At 64.8% G+C, this 17,690-nt stretch carries 13 protein-coding genes; 3 read left to right on the forward strand and 10 right to left on the reverse strand.

Going from position 1 to position 17,690, the window contains the following annotated elements; all coding sequences use genetic code 11:
- Positions 1–36: 36 nt before the first annotated feature.
- The 3 genes from ACFW0H_RS13320 to ACFW0H_RS13330 all read right to left on the reverse strand — a co-directional run bounded on the left by ACFW0H_RS13320 (position 37) and on the right by ACFW0H_RS13330 (position 4,883).
- The gene (locus ACFW0H_RS13320; protein WP_422914378.1) at positions 37–2,181 is read right to left on the reverse strand and encodes a 3-hydroxyacyl-CoA dehydrogenase NAD-binding domain-containing protein; all 2,145 of its coding nucleotides are present in this window, start codon (positions 2,179–2,181) and stop codon (positions 37–39) included.
- A gap of 14 nt (positions 2,182–2,195) precedes the next feature.
- Positions 2,196–3,401 carry an acetyl-CoA C-acetyltransferase gene (locus tag ACFW0H_RS13325; RefSeq protein ID WP_422914379.1) on the reverse strand — a complete coding sequence of 402 codons (1,206 nt, stop codon included), beginning with the start codon at positions 3,399–3,401 and terminating at the stop codon, positions 2,196–2,198.
- Between the two features lie 594 nt (positions 3,402–3,995).
- Positions 3,996–4,883, reverse strand: a complete 888-nt coding sequence (locus tag ACFW0H_RS13330) for an AEC family transporter (protein WP_422914380.1) — start codon at positions 4,881–4,883, stop codon at positions 3,996–3,998.
- A 144-nt stretch (positions 4,884–5,027) separates the two neighbouring features.
- Between ACFW0H_RS13330 and ACFW0H_RS13335 the strand changes: the two genes are divergently transcribed.
- Both ACFW0H_RS13335 and ACFW0H_RS13340 read left to right on the forward strand, forming a co-directional pair.
- Positions 5,028–5,396, forward strand: a complete 369-nt coding sequence (locus ACFW0H_RS13335; protein WP_422914381.1) for a rhodanese-like domain-containing protein — start codon at positions 5,028–5,030, stop codon at positions 5,394–5,396.
- Between the two features lie 3 nt (positions 5,397–5,399).
- A complete protein-coding gene (locus ACFW0H_RS13340) occupies positions 5,400–6,197 on the forward strand; it encodes a cytochrome c (RefSeq protein WP_422914382.1) in 798 nt (265 codons plus the stop codon).
- A 640-nt stretch (positions 6,198–6,837) separates the two neighbouring features.
- Here the strand turns inward: ACFW0H_RS13340 and ACFW0H_RS13345 are convergent.
- The 4 genes from ACFW0H_RS13345 to ACFW0H_RS13360 all read right to left on the reverse strand — a co-directional run bounded on the left by ACFW0H_RS13345 (position 6,838) and on the right by ACFW0H_RS13360 (position 10,829).
- On the reverse strand, positions 6,838–7,569 hold the full coding sequence (locus ACFW0H_RS13345; RefSeq protein ID WP_422914383.1) for a peptidase: 732 nt from the start codon (positions 7,567–7,569) through the stop codon (positions 6,838–6,840).
- Between the two features lie 103 nt (positions 7,570–7,672).
- Positions 7,673–8,470, reverse strand: coding sequence for a transglutaminase family protein (locus ACFW0H_RS13350; protein ID WP_422914384.1), 798 nt, complete (start codon positions 8,468–8,470; stop codon positions 7,673–7,675).
- Positions 8,467–9,417: an alpha-E domain-containing protein gene (locus tag ACFW0H_RS13355; RefSeq protein ID WP_422914385.1), complete on the reverse strand. Its 951-nt coding sequence runs from the start codon at positions 9,415–9,417 to the stop codon at positions 8,467–8,469. The genes ACFW0H_RS13350 and ACFW0H_RS13355 overlap by 4 nt, the downstream gene beginning before the upstream one ends.
- 2 nt (positions 9,418–9,419) lie before the next feature.
- On the reverse strand, positions 9,420–10,829 hold the full coding sequence (locus tag ACFW0H_RS13360) for a circularly permuted type 2 ATP-grasp protein (protein WP_422914386.1): 1,410 nt from the start codon (positions 10,827–10,829) through the stop codon (positions 9,420–9,422).
- Between the two features lie 443 nt (positions 10,830–11,272).
- On the opposite strand from ACFW0H_RS13360, the gene ACFW0H_RS13365 reads away from it, so the two are divergent.
- Complete coding sequence (locus ACFW0H_RS13365; protein WP_422914387.1) at positions 11,273–11,824, forward strand: peroxiredoxin; 552 nt, start codon at positions 11,273–11,275, stop codon at positions 11,822–11,824.
- Positions 11,825–11,940: 116 nt separating this feature from the next.
- Here ACFW0H_RS13365 and ACFW0H_RS13370 read toward each other — a convergent pair whose 3' ends face one another.
- From ACFW0H_RS13370 to ACFW0H_RS13380, 3 genes are all read right to left on the reverse strand, one after another.
- Positions 11,941–14,316: an efflux RND transporter permease subunit gene (locus tag ACFW0H_RS13370; protein ID WP_422914388.1), complete on the reverse strand. Its 2,376-nt coding sequence runs from the start codon at positions 14,314–14,316 to the stop codon at positions 11,941–11,943.
- An 18-nt stretch (positions 14,317–14,334) separates the two neighbouring features.
- On the reverse strand, positions 14,335–15,423 hold the full coding sequence (locus tag ACFW0H_RS13375; RefSeq protein ID WP_422914389.1) for a WD40/YVTN/BNR-like repeat-containing protein: 1,089 nt from the start codon (positions 15,421–15,423) through the stop codon (positions 14,335–14,337).
- Positions 15,424–16,264: 841 nt separating this feature from the next.
- Positions 16,265–17,632: a DUF1329 domain-containing protein gene (locus tag ACFW0H_RS13380; protein ID WP_422914390.1), complete on the reverse strand. Its 1,368-nt coding sequence runs from the start codon at positions 17,630–17,632 to the stop codon at positions 16,265–16,267.
- Between the last annotated feature and the right edge of the window lie 58 nt (positions 17,633–17,690).

The raw sequence follows: 17,690 nt of genomic DNA on the forward strand, positions 1-17,690 counted from the left end.
TCGCGAGGAGCCGGTTTTTTCTTTCGGGTCGATGGATCAGAACAGCTCGCCCCTGGCCGCCTTGTCCAGCAGCAGCGCCGGCGGCTCGAAGCGCTCGCCGTATTGCTCGGCCAGGTAGCGGGCGCGGGCGACGAAGTCGCGCGGGCCGTACTGGTTGATGAACTGCAGCACGCCGCCGGTCCAGGCGGCGAAGCCGATGCCGAAGATCGAACCGATGTTGGCGTCGGCGACCGAGTGCAGCACGCCCTCCTCCACGCAGCGCACGGTCTCGATGGCCTGGATGAAGAGGATGCGATCGCGCACATCCTCCTGCGGTATCTGCCGGTCGGCCTTCTCGAAGCGCGCCTTGAGCTCCGACCAGAGGTGCTTCCTGCCGCCCGCCGGGTACTCGTAGAAGCCGCCGCCCGCCGCTTTGCCGGGCCGCTTGTATTCGTTGAGCATCAGGTCGATCACGGCGAAGGCCGGATGCTCCGGCATCGCCTTGCCCTCGGCCTTGAGGTCTTCGGCGGTCTGGTTGCGGATATGGGCCATCAGACTCATGGAGACTTCATCGGAGATCGCCAGGGGCCCTACCGGCATGCCGGCCTTGCGGGTCTCGTTCTCGATCATCGCCGCCGACACGCCCTCGCCCAGCATGGCGATGCCTTCGTTGGTGAAGGTGCCGAACACGCGGGAGGTGAAGAATCCACGGCTGTCGTTGACCACGATGGGCGTCTTCTTGATCTGCAGCACATAGTCGAAGCCACGGGCCAGGGTTTCGTCCGAGGTCTTCTCGCCGCGGATGATCTCCACCAGCGGCATGCGGTCCACTGGGCTGAAGAAGTGCAGGCCGATGAACTTCTCCGGTTTCGTCACTGCCTGGGCCAGGCCGGTGATGGGCAGGGTGGAGGTGTTGGACGCGATCACGGCGTCTGGCAGCGCGGCGGCCTCGGCGGCAGCGCTGACCTTGGCCTTCAGCTCGCGGTTCTCGAACACCGCTTCGATGATCAGGTCGCAGCCATCGAGGTCGGCATCACTGGCGGTGGCCTTGATGTGGCCGAGGATGGCGTCACGCTTCTCGACGGCCATGTGGCCACGGCTCACCAGTTGGTCCAGCAGGCCCTGGGTGTAGGCCTTGCCCTTCTCCGCCGCTTCCACCGACACGTCCTTGAGCACCACCTCGATGCCGGAGATGGCCGAAACGTAGGCAATGCCCGCGCCCATCATGCCGGCACCGAGCACGCCCACCTTCCTGGTCACGTAGGGCGCCGGGCCCTTGGGTCGCGAGCTGCCCGCGCTGATCTCATTCAACTGGAACCAGAAGGTGCCGATCAGGTTCTTCGCCACCTGGCCGGTGGTGAGCTCGGTGAAGTAACGCGCCTCGATCAACTGGGCCGTGTCGAAGTCCACCTGGGCACCTTCGACCGCGGCGCACATGATCTTCTCCGGCGCCGGGAAGCAGCCCTTGGTCTTGTCGCGCAGGACCGACGGGGCGATGGCCAGCATCTGCGCCACATTGGGGCTGGACGGAGTGCCACCGGGGATCTTGTAGCCGGGTGCGTCCCAGGGCTGCACCGACTTGGGATTGGCCAGGATCCAGGCACGGGCCTTGGCCAGCATCTCGTCCGGGGTCTGGGCGATGTCATGGATCAGGCCGGCCTTGAGGGCCTGATCCGGACGCACCTTGCGGCCTTCGGCGAGGTACGGCAGGGCTTTCTCGATGCCCAGCAGGCGCACCATGCGCACCACGCCGCCACCGCCCGGTAGCAGGCCGAGGGTCACTTCCGGCAGGCCGAGTTGCACGCTGTTGTCGTTCAGGGCGATGCGGTGATGGCAGGCCAGGCAGATTTCCCAACCGCCACCCAGGGCCGCACCATTGATGGCCGCCACCACGGGCTTGCCGAGGGTTTCCAGGCGGCGCAGCTGGCCCTTGATGCCCAGCACCATCTGGTAGAAGGCGTTGGCTTCGGCCTTGGTGACCCTGATCAGTTCGTTGAGGTCACCGCCGGCGAAGAAGGTCTTCTTGCCCGAGGTGACGATGACCCCGGCAATGCTGTCCTTCTCCGCCTCCAGGCGCTCGACGGCCTTGCCCATGGCTTGGCGGTATACCGCGTTCATGGTGTTGGCGCTCTGCCCTGGCATGTCCATGGTCAGGACGACGATATTGTCCTGGCCTTTCTCGTAACGGATGGCGTCTGTCATTTTTCTTCTCCGCCTCAAACCTTCTCGATGATCGTTGCGATACCCATGCCGCCACCGACGCACAAGGTCGCGAGGCCGTAGCGCAGGTTGCGCGCCTCCAGCTCGTCCAGCAGGGTGCCGAGGATGGCGCATCCGGTAGCCCCCAGCGGGTGGCCCAGGGCGATGGAGCCGCCGTTGACGTTGACCTTGTCCTCCGGCACGCCCATGTCCTTCATGAACTTCATCACCACCGAGGCGAAGGCTTCATTGACTTCGAACAGGTCGATGTCGGCCACGGTCAATCCGGCCTTGGCCAGGGCCTTGCGGGTGGCCGGCGCCGGGCCGGTGAGCATGATGGTCGGGTCGGTGCTGGTGACCGCCGTGGCGACGATGCGCGCGCGGGGTTTCAGCCCCAGCTCCTTGCCCTTGGCGGCGGAGCCGATGAGCATGGCGGCGGCACCGTCGACAATGCCGGAGCTGTTGCCCGGCGTGTGCACGTGCTCGATGCGTTCCAGCTGGCTGTACTTGCGCAGGGCGGTGGCGTCGAAGCCCATCTGCCCCATCATCTCGAAGCTGGCTTTCAAGGCGCCCAGGCCTTCCAGGGTGGAGTCGCCGCGGATGAACTCGTCATGGTCGAGCAGGACGATGCCGTTCTGGTCGGTGACCGGCACCAGGGACTTGGCGAAGGCGTCGCTGGCACGGGCGCGGGCGGCCTTCTGCTGGGAACGCAGGGCGAAGGCATCGACATCCTGGCGGCTGAAGCCTTCCAGGGTGGCGATCAGGTCGGCACCGATACCCTGGGGCACGAAGCTGGTGTGCAGGTTGGTTTCCGGGTCCATGGCCCAAGCGCCACCATCAGAGCCCATGGGTACGCGGGACATGGACTCCACGCCACCGGCCACCACCAGGTCTTCGAAGCCGGAACGCACCTTCATCGCCGCCAGGTTCACCGCCTCCAGGCCCGATGCGCAGAAGCGGTTGATCTGCTGGCCGGCAACGCTTTCGTCCCAGTCGGCCACCAGCGCGGCGGTCTTGGCGATATCGGCGCCCTGGTCGCCCACCGGCGTCACGCAGCCCAGGACGATGTCATCCACCTGGCTGGTGTCCAGGTCATTGCGCTCGGCCAGAGCGCGCAGCAGCCCGGCGATCAGGTTGACCGGCTTGACGCTGTGCAGAGCGCCGTCCTTCTTGCCCTTGCCGCGGGGCGTGCGCACCGCGTCGAAAATGAATGCTTCGGTCATGGCGTCCTCTTGAGGCAGCTGGTGGCAACGACTGTGCCTGTTGTTCTTGTAGGTCGACCGCCGGTGCCCTGGCGGGCTATGGCTACCTTATCGCTATAGGCCATTGGCTCAATGACGGAAATGCTCAGGCCCATTGACCGCTGCGCTCAGACGAACGGTCGGCTGATGGCCAGTTGCTGGCGAACATGAAAGGGATGTGTCTGGCCTCGGGGCTGGTGCATAGCGATCAGCCACTCTCAATAGCCGGGCATTACTAAAGCCAGCGCGCTAGTTACCAACCGATATAAACGCAGTGTGATGCCGGCCCTAGAGTTTGAAGTGCAAGTGGCCGCTGCCGGGTTTTGCCGGGGCGGCTTTTCTATCCAAAGCCACGGGGGAAGGTGAGGTTCCGGGCCGGCCGTAGGGAGCCCAGACCGACGCGCCTCCAACAACAACAAAGGCAGTTGGCCATGTTAAAGCAGCCGAAAATGCGGCAAGCGAGCCTGATCGTCTTTGCCACCACCGTCATTCTTATCCTTCCCAACCTGACCCGCCTGGTCAGCTGAAAGTCGCTCAACCACTGGTCGTCCTGTGCTGCGTACCGCGCCGATGCGGTCAACGCAGCGCGGGTAGCCACCACGCCAGCAGCAGCGGAATCCACACGAAGGACAGCAGCGTCGAGCACAGCACCAGGCTGGCCACCGCTTCCGGCGAACGTCCCGCGCGCACCGCGAACAGATAGTTGAACACCGCTACCGGCATCGCCGATTGCATCACTAGTACGCCCTGGGCGAGCGGCGACAAGTCCAGCATCCAGCCCACCAGCCAGCCCACGGCGGCGCCACAGAAGATCCGCAGTGCGCCTAGCAGCATGCCGTTGCCCAGGTGGTGCACGCGAATGCTGGCCAGGGATACGCCGAGGGTCAGCAGCATCAGCGGAATGGTCATGCCACCCAGCAGGCCGAGGGTGTTGGCCACCCAGCGCGGCAGCTCGATGTCCCAGATCACCAGGGGCAAGGCCAGGGCCAGGCTGATGATGATGGGGTTGGCCAACAGCCGCTTCGGCGACCGTTCACTGCCGGACAGCAGCAGGCCAAGGCTGAAATGCCCCACCGAGAGCACCAGGAAGAAGGCCACCGCCAGCGCCAGCCCCTGCTCGCCGAAGGCATACAAGGCGATGGGCAGGCCCATGTTGCCGGAGTTGGGGAACAGATAGGCCGGTACCAGGATGCGCCAGTCCTGCTTGAACGCCCGGCTGAGCAGGCTGCCGACCAGCCCCATGGCCAGCATCACCAGCAGGCAGGCGATGGCCAGTTGGCCGAAGGCGTGGCGATCGATCTCGGTGCGGCTCAGGGTCGACAGCACCAGGCTCGGGGTGCCGATGTTCAGCACCAGGCGCGCGATGAATTCGGTGGGATAAGGCTGCCCGGAACGGGCCCAGCCATATCCAATGCCGGCGACAATCAGCACCGGCGCCATGACCGCGAACAACTCGGCCAGCATGGGCTCTCCTTAAGCGCTTCCGGTGCCCGAGTGCGGGACTGAAGAAAGCTCTGGTTATGACGGAAAGCCGCGATCCTAACGGCCTGCGCCCCCTTGGAGCAATTGTGCTAGGTTGCCTGAACAGCCGTCATGGGAGCCGCCATCATGCGTACCCTGCTCGCCACAGTCGCCCTTGCACTTGCCCTTGCCCTGAGCCTGCCGGCCACCGCCGGCGATACCGACCAGGCTGCCGCTGTCCAAGCCATGCGCCAGCCGAATGCCGTGCTGATCGATGTGCGCACCCCCGAGGAAGTCGCCGGAGGCGCCATTCCCGGTGCGCGCAATATCGGCTACGAGGAAATCGGCGACCAGATTGCCGAGGTCGCCCCGGACAAGAACACCCCCATAGTGCTCTACTGCCGCAGCGGTCGCCGTTCCGGCATCGCCCAGGACAGCCTGCAGGAGCTGGGCTATACCCGGGTGATCAATGGCGGCGGCTACCTGGACCTGAAAACCGCCCTGGACAAGGATTGATCGATGCGCAAAGCGCTGCTGGCCCTGCTCTTCAGTTTCACCCCGCTCCACGCCGCCGAGCTGACCCTGGAACTGCCCGGCGGCACCCGCACCTGGGACACCGCGGCCCTGCTCGCCCATCCCCAGGCGCAGGAGGTGAGCATTGCCGATGACGTTTCCTACAAAAAAACCATGCGCTATCGCGCCGTGCCCCTGGCAGCGCTGCTGGATGGCGTGACTCCGGCGCAGCACCTGCAGGCGGTGGCCCTGGACGGCTTCGCCGCCGAACTGACTGCCGGGCCTCTGCTCGCCGCGGATGGCGCCCGCGCCTGGCTGGCCATCGAAGACCCGGCACAACCCTGGCCGCCGATCGCCGAGGGCAAGCCCAGCGCTGGGCCCTTCTACCTGGTGTGGACCGATCCCAAGGCCGCCGACATCGGCCCGGAACAATGGCCCTTCCAGGTGGCTCGCATCCGCTACCTGCCATCCGTAGCCGAGCGCTTCCCGGCCCTGCGCCCGGCAAGCAATGCCGCGCCGGAGGTGCAGGCCGGCTTCGCCCAGTTCCAGAAGAACTGCCTGGCCTGCCACCGCCTCAATGGCGCCGGTGACGCCCAGTTCGGCCCGGACCTGAACATTCCCCACAACCCCACCGAGTACCTGGCCGGCGACTTCCTGCCCCGCTACATCCGCGACCCGCAAAGCCTGCGCCGCTGGCCCCAGGGCAAGATGCCGGGATTCTCGAAGGACGCGATCAGTGATGAACAACTGGGGCAGTTGATCGGCTATCTGAAACATATGGCGGGGAGGAAGGTGCAACCCTGAAGGTTTCCTGGGCGGCTGGTCCGTCGCAGGTCTCCCCCTGGGACGCCCTGCCGCGCCCACCTGCCCTCTCCCCAACCATCTCCCTGAAGGGAGAGGGGGCAGCTAGTGCCAATGGTGGATTCCGTAGCCCTCGCACAAACCCTGTAGGGGCGAATTCATTCGCCAAGGAGACCGCAGGTCTCCCCCTGGGGACGCCCTGCCGCGGCCACCTGCCCTCACCCCAACCCTCTCCCTGAAGGGAGAGGGGGCAGTTAGTGCCACTGGTGGATTCCGTAGCCCTCGCACGAACCCTGTGGGGGCGCATTCATTCGCCAAGGAGACCGCAGGTCTCCCCCTGGGACGCCCTGCCACGGCCACCTGCCCTCACCCAACCCTCTCCCTGAAGGGAGAGGGGGCAGTTAGTGCCAATGGTGGATTCCGTAGCCCTCACACGAACCCTGTAGGGGCGAATTCATTCGCCAAGGAGACCGCAGGTCTCCCCCTGGGAACGCCCTGCCGCGGCCACCTGCCCTCACCCCAACCCTCTCCCTGAAGGGAGAGGGGGCAGTTAGTGCCACTGGTGGATTCCGTAGCCCTCACACGAACCCTGTAGGGGCGAATTCATTCGCCAGGGGGACCGCAGGTCTCCCCTTCCCCCGACTCAGACGTTGTACTCCACCGGCGGAGGCGGCAGTTCGCCGATCAGATCCTGCAGTCCGGCCGCCCATTGCTTGCGGATGTCGGCGAAATACTTGTCGTCCTCCGTCACCCGGTAGCCCGCCGGAATGATCAGGCTGTCGCGGTGGTAGACCAGCAGGTCCAGCGGCATGCCCACGGAGAGGTTGCTTCGAATGGTGGAGTCGAAGGACACCAGGGCGCAGCGCAGGGCCTCCTCCAGGTTGGTGTCGAACTCCAGGTTGCGGTCGAGGATGGGCTTGCCGTATTTGCTCTCTCCCAGTTGCAGGAAGGGCGTGTCCTCGGTGGCCTGGATGAAGTTGCCCTGGGGATAGATGCTGTAGAGGTCCTGCGGATTGCCGGCGATCTGCCCGCCCACCAGGAAGGAACAGGTGAGGTCGGTATTGCCGGCCAGCGGCGCGCCGTCGCGGGCGATGACTTCACGGATGGTCTCGGCCACCAGGGCGGTGGCGTCGTAGAGGGTGGGCACGTTGTGGAGATTGGGCGCCGAACCGTCGAGGCGTTGCTTGAGCAGGTTCACCACCGACTGCGAGGTGGCCAGGTTGCCGGCGCTCTGCAGCACGATCAGCCGCTCGCCGCTGACGCCGAAGGTATAGAGCTTGCGAAAGGTGGCGATATGGTCGATGCCCGCGTTGGTCCGCGAGTCTGAAACGAACACCAGGCCATCGGCCAGGTGCATGGCAACGCAGTAGGTCATGCCGTTTCTCCTTGTGGGGATCCCCCGCTGCGTTTCTCCGATCGCCGTGCCCATTCCCGGGCAAGGCAGTAAAAGGCGATCGGCGCTGCGGGGAACCTGGTGCTTACTGCTCCTGGACCAGCAAGAGCGGCGGCGCGTCGACCTTCGCGTGCATCTGCTCGCCACCACCCCCCCGGCGCATGCCGCGCACCGGGCAGGCGTCCAGGTAGTCCAGGCCCACCGCCAGCTTCAGATGGCGCGCAGGAAGAGACAGATTGTTGGTCACGTCGAAGCTGTACCAGGCGTCTCCCAGCCAGGCTTCGGCCCAGGCGTGGCTGGCCAGGTGCTGGTCATTGCCCTGGTACAGGTAGCCGGACACGAAGCGCGCGGGAATCCCCAGGCTGCGGGCGCAGGCGAGGAAGGCGTGGGCGTGGTCCTGGCAGACCCCGGCGCGGCCGGCGAAGGCTTCGGCGGCGGTGCTGTCGATGCGGGTCACTCCCTTCTTGAAGGGCATCTGCTCATGCAGCGCCTCCATCAGATCGATCAGGCCGCTGCGGTCCCGGCGATTGCCGCACTGCAGCGCCGCGAACTCGCGCAGGGCGTCATCGGCCGTGGTCAGGCGGGTGAAGCGCAGGAAGGGCAAGGCCGAATGCGTGTCGTGTTCGGCCTCGCGCTGCTCGTCAATCTCAACCTGGCCACGGGCACTGATGACGATGGCCTCGTGGGGCTCGTCCAGGGTCAGCACGTGGAAGATGTTGCCAAAGGGATCGATCTGCGCCCGCACCGGATGCGGCAGGGTGAGCTCCCAACTGAGTACGTGCTGGCGTTCATTTTCCTGGGGCGTCAGACGCAGGTACTGGATGCTGGCGCGGACCTGGTCGTCGTAGCGGTACGTGGTGTCGTGGCGAATGGACAGTTTCATACAGCCTCCAGATACGAACTGTGGATGGCTCGAGCAAGTTGGCGAACCAGCAGGATGAAATCGGTGAGCCAGGTATGCAGGCCATCGGCGAGGATCTCGTCGATGGCGGAGTAGCGCAGCCGCGCATCCAGTTCGGCGGCCAAGCGCTGGGCCGGGCGGCCGTTGTCGCCCGGCAGCCCGGAGAGGATGAGGTTGAGCTCCTCCATGCAGGCGCGCAGCGAGCGCGGCACGTCGGCACGCAGCAGCAGCAGCTCGGAGACCTGGCGGGCATCGGGGGAGCCCCGGTAAACCTCGGTGTAGGCCTCGAAGGAGGACAGCGCACGGAGCAAGGCGCTCCATTGGTAGTAGCCACGGGCGGAGCTGTCGCTCACTTCCTCGGACTCTTCACCGAACATTTCGTAGCGCGAGTCCAGCAGGCGCAGGGTGTTGTCCGCCCGTTCGATGAAGGTACCCAGGCGTATGAAGCAATAGGCCTCGCCACGCATGATGGTGCCGTAGGTGGCGCCACGGAACAGGTGCGAGCGCTCCTTCACCCACTCGCAGAAACGGCTGATGCCGTAGCGGCCGAGCCCCTCGTTGGAAATGTTCAGCATTTCCAGCCAGGTGGCATTGATGTTTTCCCAGATGTCGGCGGTGATCCGCCCGCGCACGGCATGGGCGTTGATCCGTGCCGCGCGCAGGCAGCTGAAGATGCTGGCCTGGTTATCGGCGTCGAGGGCGTAGAAGTGCAGCATGCGCCCCGCGTTCAGCTCACCATGGCGTTCCTGGTACAGGTCCAGGGTACCGGTGCTGAGCAGGGACATGGCCAGCTCATCCAGGCTGTCGCCGCGACCGTCCTGGGGCATCAGCGACAGGGAGTAGCTGACCTCCAGCATGCGCGCCAGGTTTTCGGCACGCTCCAGGTAACGGGACATCCAGTAGAGTTCGGAGGCTGTTCTGGAAAGCATGGTCAGTCCTCCACTATCCAGGTGTCCTTGGTGCCGCCGCCCTGGGACGAGTTCACCACCAGCGAGCCCTCGCGCAATGCCACGCGGGTCAGGCCACCGGGCACCAGGCGGGTTTCCCGGCCGGAAAGGACGAAGGGCCGCAGGTCGATATGGCGCGGCGCGATACCCTGTTCGACGAAGGTCGGGCAGGTGGACAGGCACAAGGTGGGTTGGGCGATGTAGGCCTCGGGGCGGGCCTTGAGGCGCTCGCGGAACGTCTCGATCTCCTTGGCGCTGGCCGCCGGGCCCACCAGCATGCCGTAGCCGCCGGAGCCCTGGGTTTCCTTGACCACCAGTTCCGGCAGGTGGGCCAGCACGTGGGACAGCTCTTCGGGTTTGCGGCATTGCCAGGTGGGCACGTTCTTCAGGATGGGCTCCTCGTCCAGGTAGAAGCGGATCATTTCGCCAACGTAGGGGTAGATGGACTTGTCGTCCGCCACCCCGGTACCGATGGCATTGGCCAGCACCACATTGCCGGAACGGTAGGCGGCCAGCAGGCCGGGCACGCCCAGCATGGATTCGGGGTTGAAGGCCAGCGGGTCGAGGAAGGCGTCGTCCAGCCGTCGGTAGATCACGTCCACCGGCTGCGGGCCGGACGTGGTGCGCATGAACACACGGTCGTCACGCACGAACAGATCGGCCCCTTCCACCAGTTCCACCCCCATCTCGCGGGCGAGGAAGGCGTGCTCGAAGTAGGCGCTGTTGAAGCGTCCCGGCGTCAGCACCACCACGCTGGGGTTATCCAGCGCACTGGAGCTCTTCAGGGTGTCCAGCAGCAGGTTCGGGTAGTGGTCGATCGGCGCGACGCGCTGGGCGGCGAACAGTTCGGGGAACAGCCGCATCATCATCTTGCGGTCTTCCAGCATGTAGCTGACGCCGCTGGGGGTGCGCAGGTTGTCCTCCAGCACGTAGTAGGTGCCGTCGCCGTCGCGCACCAGGTCCACACCGGCGATATGGGCGTAGATGTCACGGTGCAGGTCCAGGCCCTGCATGGCGATCTGGTAGCCCTCGTTGGCCAGCACCTGCTCGGCGGGAATGATCCCGGCCTTGATGATCCGCTGGTCGTGGTAGAGGTCGGCGAGAAACTGGTTCAGCGCCTTGACGCGCTGGATGCAGCCCTTCTCCACCACTCGCCATTCGCTCATGGGAATCGCGCGGGGGATGGTATCGAAGGGGATCAGGCGCTCGGTGCCCTGCTCGTCTCCATAGAGGGTGAAGGTGATACCGGCGCGATGGAACAGCAGGTCGGCCTCGCGGCGCCGCTGGGCCAGCAGTTCCTGGGGCGTGTCCGCCAGCCAGCGCGCGAATTCCCGGTAATGCGGACGGCATTCGCCACTCGCGTCATACATCTCGTCATAAAAGGTGCGGGACATGCCTAACTCCTTGTCGCCACGGGCATCTACGCATTCGCAAGCCCCGTGCCATCGCAACAACTGTTTTTGTTTTCAACAACTTGCAGCACACACGCAGTCGTCGCGCCCCAGGCTGGTGCAGCCCGCGATGCGGAACTGCCGGCGCCGCCCTATTTGGCGGCGGTACTGGATTGGACGAATTGCGACGGCGAGGTGATCCCCCACGCTCCACCCGGGGGCACCACCATCCCTGGAAGAGACAGTCTAGCCCGGCCGCGTGCGGCCACTAGGTCCTGATTGTTCTATGCATATGTTGCGATTTGGAATTTGCCCTATAACCCGCCGACCTAAAGCCATAGGGGCCGTCATGGGCAGGATAGCCGGGCCGTATTTCAAAGAGCCCGGGAGGCTTCCATACTTGCCCCAATCCCGTGCCTCCACTCTTGCCCCGGAGGAAGCCCGCCATGCTCACCATCGGAGACAAGCTGCCCGCGTTCGACCTTCGGGCGGTGGACCACGACTCGGAATACGCTCCCAACCCGCAAAGCGCCTTCAAGCGGATCAACCAGGACAGCTACCCCGGCAAGTGGAAGGTGCTGTTCTACTGGCCCAAGGATTTCACCTTCGTGTGCCCGACCGAGATCAAGGGCTACGGCGACCTGCTGGAGCAATTCAACGACCGCGACACCCAGCTCATCGGCGCCTCCACCGATAGCGAATTCGCCCATCTCGCCTGGCGCCGCGACCACCAGGACCTCAAGGGGTCGGGCTTCCCCTGGCTGGCCGATATCAAGCACGAACTGGCTGGCGCACTGGGCATCATCGACCGCCGCGAGGGCGTGGCCCTGCGCGCGACCTTCATCATCGATCCGGACAATCAGATCCGCCATGTCTCGGTGAACGACCTCTCCGTGGGGCGCAATCCCCAGGAAACGCTACGCCTGCTCGACGCCCTGCAGACCGATGAGCTCTGCCCCTGCAACTGGCACAAGGGTGAGGCCACCATTCATTTCTGAACTCACCGCAAGGCCCTGCCACCCGTGTCGGGTTATGCCCCCCAATAGCGGCTCGGGTGTCATCCGCCCATAAAAAAACCGCGGCCGGAGCCGCGGTTTTTTTCAGCCAGTCAGCCTCAGTGGGCCAGCAGCGAACCACCGACCTTGCCCGCCAGCTTCTCGGGCTTGATCAGGAAGCGCGCCAGCGCCGGCAGCAGCCACAGGGCGCCGAACATGTTCCAGAGGAGCATGAAGGTCAGCATCAGGCCCATGTCGGCCTGGAACTTGATGGCCGAGAAGATCCAGGTGGCGACACCGATGGCCAGGCAGAGGCCGGTGAAGAGCACCGCCTTACCGGTGGACTTCAGGGTCTGGTAGTAGGCCTCCTGCAGCGGCAGGCCGGCACGCAGGAAGCTTTCCAAACGGCTGTAGATGTAGATGCCGTAGTCGACACCGATACCCACACCGAGCGCGATCACCGGCAGGGTCGCCACCTTCACGCCAATGCCCAGCCAGGCCATCAGCGCGTTGCCCAGCACCGAAGTGAGGATCAGCGGCAGCACGATGCACAGGGTGGCGGCAATGGAGCGGAAGGTGATCAGGCACATCGCGGCAACGCAGATGTACACCAGGATCAGGATGGTCAGCTCGGCCTGGGCGATCACTTCGTTAGTGGCCGCTTCGATACCGGCGTTGCCCGCAGCCAGCAGGAACTGCAGGCCGTCCTTGTCATGCTCCTTGGCGAACGCTTCCACCGCGGTCACGGCGCGATGCAGGGTCTCGGCCTTGTGGTCGTTGAGGAACACCAGCACCGGCGCCAGCGAGCAGTCGGAGTTGTACAGGCCCTCGGCGCGGCTGATGGAGTTGTTCAGCACGTCCTGGTTGCGGGACAGGGTTTCCCACTTCAGGTTGCCCTCGTTCATCCCTTTGATCACCTGCTTGGAGACGGTGACCATGGAGATGGCCGATTGCACGCCCGGGGTGTTCTCCATCTTCCACATCAGCTCGTCCACCGGCGCCAGGGCGTCATGGGTGGAGCAGCCTTCGGGGCCGGTCTTGACCATGACCACCAGGACGTCGGAGCTGGTGGAGTAGTTGTTGATGATGAAGTTGTTGTCCTGGTTGTAGCGCGAGTCCGGACGCAGCTCCGGGGCGCCCTGGTCGAGGTCGCCGATCTTCAGGTTCTGGCTGTACCAGAGGCCGCCACCGAAGGCGATCAGGGCGATGACCACGGAGATCGGCGCCACCACCGGGTGGGCGAAGTTGGACAGCAGGCGCCAGAACGGATGGTCACGCACCGCGTCCTTCTTGCTGCGTTCGATGGCCTTCTTGCTGATGCCGACGTAGGAGATGGCAACCGGCAGCAGGATCAGGTTGGTGAACACGATCACCGCCACACCGATGGACGCGCCGATGGCCAGTTCGCGGATCACACCGATGTCGATGATCAGCAGGGTGATGAAGCCCACGGCGTCGGCGAGGATGGCGATCATGCCCGGCAGGAACAGCTGGCGGAAGGTGCGCCGCGCCGCGGTCAGGGCGTTGTCGGCGTCGCTGGATTGCAGCGCGATACCGTTGATCTTCTGCACGCCATGGGAGATGCCGATGGCGAAGATCAGGAAGGGCACCAGCATCGAGTAGGGATCGAGACCGAAGCCCACGCTGTGCATCAGGCCCAGCTGCCAGATCACCGCCACCAGGGTGGTGGAGAGCACGGCGATGGTGCTGCGGATGCACCAGGTGAACCAGTAGAGCAGCACCAGGGTGATGAGGAAGGCGATGCCGAAGAACATCACCACCATGATCAGGCCATCGATCAGGTCGCCCACCTTCTTCGCAAAACCCACCACGTGGACTTTCACGTTGGGATTCTGGGCCTGGTACTTGTCGCGGATCTTCTGTTCCAGCTCGTGGGAGAACTGGCGGTAGTCGAGCTTGAGCAGCTTGCTCTGGTCGTTCGGGTCCGGATAGGACTCCAGCAGCGGCACGTCGACGATGCTCGACTTGAAGTTGTTGGCCACCAGGCGACCGATCTGACCGGACTTGAGAACGTTGTTGCGCAGGTCCTCAAGGGTGGCCGGGGAACCGTCGTAGGTCTGCGGGATGACCTCACCGCCGGCGAAACCTTCCTCGGTCACCTCGGTCCAGCGCACGCTCGGGCTCCACAGGGACTTCAGGCCGGAACGGTCGACGCCGGAGATATAGAAGACCTCGTCGTGGATCTGCCGGAGGGTCTCCATGTACTCCTTGCTGAAGATATCGCCGTTGACCGCTTCCACCGAGATACGCACGGTGTTGCCGAGGTTGGCCAGGTCATTGCGGTGCTCGATCATCTTCTGGATGAAGGGATGATGCAGCGGGATCATCTTCTCGAAGCTGGTGGACGGCCGCACCTGCAGCGCCTGCCAGAAGAGGAAGATACTGACCAGCAGGCAGATGATGATCACGGCCGGCCGGTTGTTGAAGATCAGGCGCTCCAGGAAGGTCGCCTTGTCCTGGTGATGGGTACTCATCGTAACTCTCCGCCTTTCTTATAGTTGGCCCAGCTCGGCGCCGGTCGGCGACGCAACGCGTACACCGCCCTGTCCCACCAGGATCAGGTTGCCTTTCTCATCGGCGATGACACTGGCCAGCGACATGCGATCGCTGCGGTTCACCACTGCGAAGCTGCGGCCGTTGTCGGTGCTCTTCAGTACGCTGCCGCCATGGCCGACCACCACCAGGCTGCCGTCGGGCAGCAGCGCCCCGCCGGACAGGCCGAACTCCAGTTCGCCATGGGTGGTTTTCAGCGGCACGGTTTCCCAGCTTCCGCCGAAATCGGCAGAGCGGAACAAGTGGCCACGCAGGCCGTACGCGATCACCACGCCAGGCTCGGCAGTGCCGAGCACGCCGAACAGCGAGCCCTCGTAGGGGCCTTCGACGCGCTCCCAGGTCTCGCCCCAGTCGGCGGAGCGGAACATGCTGCCCGCCTCCCCCACCACGAACAGGCCGGAGTCCTTCACCGCGGTGATGGCGTTGAGGTGGTACTGATCTTCGTTTTCCAGGCGGTCGCTGACGTCTTGCCAGTTCTTGCCACCGTCCTGGGTGGTCAGCAGGGCGCCGTAGGCCCCCACGGCGAAGCCAGTGGTGGCGTCCTTGAACCAGACATCGAGGAGCGGCGCTTCACGCTTCAGGTCTTCGAACTGCAGGGTCCAGGTGGCGCCGCCGTCTTCGCTGGCGAGGACCTGGGCGTCATGGCCGACGGCCCAGCCCTTCTTGTCATCGACGAAGTAGACAGCGGTGAGCATCTGGCGGCTCGGCACCTTGGCCTGGCTCCAGGACTTGCCGTTGTCGTCGGAATAGAGGATATGGCCACGGTCGCCGACGGCCACCAGGCGCTTGCCGGCATGGGCGACATCGAGCAGCAGGCTGCTCACGGCCTTGGGCGAATTGATGGAGAGGACGGGGGCGTCTGCGGCCAGCGCGGACGCGGGAATGGGCGCAGCGGCGACGGCCAGGACGGAGAGCACACTGAACAGCGAGAGCGCTTTGGCCAGCGGCGAGTGGAAGCGGAACGTCGGCTTGCGCAGGCGTTCCACGCATAGGCCGGACGGGGTGCGCCGCATGACGGGCTCACTCATACACCTTTCCCCTTTTTGTTATAGGTGGACGCTGCCCAGGGCAGGCAGCGCCCTAATCCTAGCCAGCTTTGGAAAGTGGGCACAATCAGCGGGACGTTATGTTTTGTTAAGCGCAGGTGGCGCTGTGTAACCGTGGGCGGGGTGCTCTGGCATCGCACTCACTCGCCAGGCGGCCCAGCGGGAGTCATTGGAGGCATACCGGATTGGCAAGATTGTGCGAGTGGGCTTTGAGTCTCGAGTCTAGCTCGTCGCCGAGCAGGCTTGAAGTTTCTGTTTCGCCTCCCGGCGAGTCTCTTTTGGCAGTCGTCGGAATGCCGCACCACCCAAAAGAAACCAAAAAGGCTTGCCCCTGCATCCGGCCCCGGCTTCGCCGGGGTGACCAGCCTTCGGCTGTTACTGCGTTTCCCTCGCTCCATCGTTACTCCGGGGGCCCGGCGTGAGGGGCCATCCATGGCCCCGCACGCCTCTCGCGGCATCCATGCCGCTCGTCCCCCTGCGCAACGATTCCGCTCGGCCTCCTGACGGGGCGGAATCGCTGCCCCACCTCTCCTTCTCAGCTTCGGATCAATGTTGGCTTCAGGATTCTTCGTGCCTCGCCGGCGCGAGTCACCCCGCTCCTCTTCAGGGGTGAAGAGGCACGCTTTTGGAAGCACCGCTTCCGGTGCCGATGAACGCCTGAGCGCGAAGCGATCGGGCTGGGGCGCAAAGCGGGGCCGGGGGTGAGGGCGCCTTCCGTTTGCACGATACAAATCAGTGACGATCACACAATCTTCCCAATCCAGTTCCAGCCAAAAGAAAAGGCCGCTACGAGTAGCGGCCTTTCTCATCTAGCTCTGCTGAATCAGCGGGTACCGCGACGACGCAGGGCGGACGGCTTGAAGTAGCCATCGTCCGGCAGGGCCTGGGCGAACTCGATGGTGCTCGGCTCTTCGTTGTCCAGGTTCTGCACGTGGTAGCGGCGGGCCTGCAGGTCGTGGAACACGTCCAGCGCGGACCAGGTGGTGGGCAGGTCGTAGTAGTTCTTCAGGTAGGCCACCGATACGCGCCACAGCTCGCCACGGCCGTCGTACTGGTCGACCACTGCGGCTTGCCAGCTGTCCTCGTCGAGGAACAGGGTGCGCTTGGAGTAGATATGGCGGGCGCCCGGCTTCAGGGTGCCTTCCACGACCCACACACGGTGCAGCTCGTTGCGGGTCAGGGCCGGGTTCAGGTGGCCCGGCTGGAGCAGGTCCTTGTACTTAACCTCGGGGCTGGTGACCTTGTAGTTGTTGTACGGGATGTAGATTTCCTTCTTGCCCACCAGCTTCCAGTCGTAGCGGTCCGGGGCACCGTTGAACATGTCGGTGTCGTCGGCGGTACGCAGGCCGTCGGCGGCCGCGATCGGGGTGTCGTAGGCGAGGTTCGGCGCACGGCGCACGCGACGCTGGCCGGCGTTGTAACCCCAGGCCTGGCGCGGCTCCTGGACCTGGTCCAGGGTCTCGTGGACCAGGGTCGCACCACCAGCCAGGCGAGCCGGGCTCTTGGTGAAGGACAGGTAATAGAAGAGGACGTTGTTCAGGTCGGCGTACGAACCTTTCGGGTTGTAGTACTTGAACAGGGCTTCCTGCTGCGAGGTCACCAGGGAGTAGTCGCCGTTGCGCTGCACCGCCACTTCCGAGGCACGGCGGATGATGTAGGAGCCGCGGTAGCGGGTGATGTGGTTCCACAGGGCTTCCACGCCGTTCTGCGGAATCGGGAACGGGATGCCGCCATAGGCGTCGGCGAAACCGTTGCCGCCGTCCAGCAGCTTGGCGCTGGTGGCGTTCTTGATGGTGTTGTCATACACCCACTGCGGCGCGGAGCCGGAGCGGCGGGTCTGGTAGACCGGCATCTGGAAGCTGTCCGGATAATTGTTGAACAGGGCGATCTGACCCGGGGTCAGGTTGGCCTTGTACTGGTCCAGGTTGGCCTTGGTGATGGTGAACAGCGGCTTGTCTTGCGGGAACGGATCCAGGTGGTGCATGCCGGGTTTGTAGCCGGCGGGCGCCTGGGTGATGCCGCCGGTCCAGGCGGGGATGGTGCCAGCGGCGTTACCGCTTTTCTCGGCGCCGAAGGGAGTCAGGCTGGCGCCGAGCTTGGCGGCGTCCTGGGCAGGGACTTGCGCCAGTGCGCCGCTGGCGGAAAGCGCCAGGGCGACTGCGGCGCTGATCAGCGAAAGCTTTTTCAGCATGTGGGTTCTCCGTGATGAGTCCGTATCGGGCGCCTGCGGCGCCCGTCTTGTTGTTGTC

Source organism: Metapseudomonas cellulosilytica (assembly GCF_049334135.1).
Lineage (GTDB): Bacteria > Pseudomonadota > Gammaproteobacteria > Pseudomonadales > Pseudomonadaceae > Metapseudomonas.

Excerpts from the sequence above, each read along its gene's own strand:
- ACFW0H_RS13320 (WP_422914378.1), bottom strand. The coding sequence starts at position 2,181 with ATGACAGACGCCATCCGTTACGAGAAAGGCCAGGACAATATCGTCGTC.
- ACFW0H_RS13325 (WP_422914379.1), bottom strand. The coding sequence starts at position 3,401 with ATGACCGAAGCATTCATTTTCGACGCGGTGCGCACGCCCCGCGGCAAG.
- ACFW0H_RS13330 (WP_422914380.1), bottom strand. The coding sequence starts at position 4,883 with ATGCTGGCCGAGTTGTTCGCGGTCATGGCGCCGGTGCTGATTGTCGCC.
- ACFW0H_RS13335 (WP_422914381.1), top strand. The coding sequence starts at position 5,028 with ATGCGTACCCTGCTCGCCACAGTCGCCCTTGCACTTGCCCTTGCCCTG.
- ACFW0H_RS13340 (WP_422914382.1), top strand. The coding sequence starts at position 5,400 with ATGCGCAAAGCGCTGCTGGCCCTGCTCTTCAGTTTCACCCCGCTCCAC.
- ACFW0H_RS13345 (WP_422914383.1), bottom strand. The coding sequence starts at position 7,569 with ATGACCTACTGCGTTGCCATGCACCTGGCCGATGGCCTGGTGTTCGTT.
- ACFW0H_RS13350 (WP_422914384.1), bottom strand. The coding sequence starts at position 8,470 with ATGAAACTGTCCATTCGCCACGACACCACGTACCGCTACGACGACCAG.
- ACFW0H_RS13355 (WP_422914385.1), bottom strand. The coding sequence starts at position 9,417 with ATGCTTTCCAGAACAGCCTCCGAACTCTACTGGATGTCCCGTTACCTG.
- ACFW0H_RS13360 (WP_422914386.1), bottom strand. The coding sequence starts at position 10,829 with ATGTCCCGCACCTTTTATGACGAGATGTATGACGCGAGTGGCGAATGC.
- ACFW0H_RS13365 (WP_422914387.1), top strand. The coding sequence starts at position 11,273 with ATGCTCACCATCGGAGACAAGCTGCCCGCGTTCGACCTTCGGGCGGTG.
- ACFW0H_RS13370 (WP_422914388.1), bottom strand. The coding sequence starts at position 14,316 with ATGAGTACCCATCACCAGGACAAGGCGACCTTCCTGGAGCGCCTGATC.
- ACFW0H_RS13375 (WP_422914389.1), bottom strand. The coding sequence starts at position 15,423 with ATGAGTGAGCCCGTCATGCGGCGCACCCCGTCCGGCCTATGCGTGGAA.
- ACFW0H_RS13380 (WP_422914390.1), bottom strand. The coding sequence starts at position 17,632 with ATGCTGAAAAAGCTTTCGCTGATCAGCGCCGCAGTCGCCCTGGCGCTT.